We start from the raw sequence: 492 nt of genomic DNA, 5'->3' as shown, positions 1-492 counted from the left end.
GGAAATAACCAAAACCTTTACTTCCCTAACTGAAAAAAGCCTTTCAAAAAGTGCAGAATCAAACACTGTGCAGAAAAAGGTTTTCAATGTAATGGTCGAATGTTTACAAAACATCAGCAAACATGCCGATGCCCTTAGTGAAGAAGACGAGGAGCGTCGCGGCATTGTAATGGTGAGCAAAGGTGATGACTCCTATAACATCATTACCGGCAACATCATTAAAAACGAAAAAGTACCGGATCTTAAGAAAAACCTGGAACACATCAACAGCCTTGATAAAGAGGGACTTTCTGCTCTGTTCAAACAACAAATTAAAGAAACCACAATTTCTGAAAAAGGTGGTGCAGGACTCGGATTTATCGATATTGCAAAGAAAACTGGGAGCAAGCTGGGATACCAATTTAAGGAACTGAATGATAAAGTTTCGTTTTTTATCCTCACCTCAACAATTAAAAGAAACTGATTAAAGCGCTGATAGTTATGGAAATTATT

1 protein-coding gene is annotated in these 492 nt (G+C 37.6%); it reads left to right on the top strand.

Annotation, left to right across the window (positions count from 1 at the left end; translation table 11 throughout):
* On the top strand, positions 1–463 hold a 463-nt coding region (locus C6366_RS20910), incomplete at its 5' end, for a SiaB family protein kinase (RefSeq protein WP_107740646.1).
* Positions 464–492: the final 29 nt, after the last annotated feature.

This window comes from Desulfonatronum sp. SC1, assembly GCF_003046795.1.
Taxonomy (GTDB): domain Bacteria; phylum Desulfobacterota; class Desulfovibrionia; order Desulfovibrionales; family Desulfonatronaceae; genus Desulfonatronum.
Note: the sequence above shows the minus strand (reverse complement) of the source record. Positions and strands in the feature narration are given on the sequence as shown.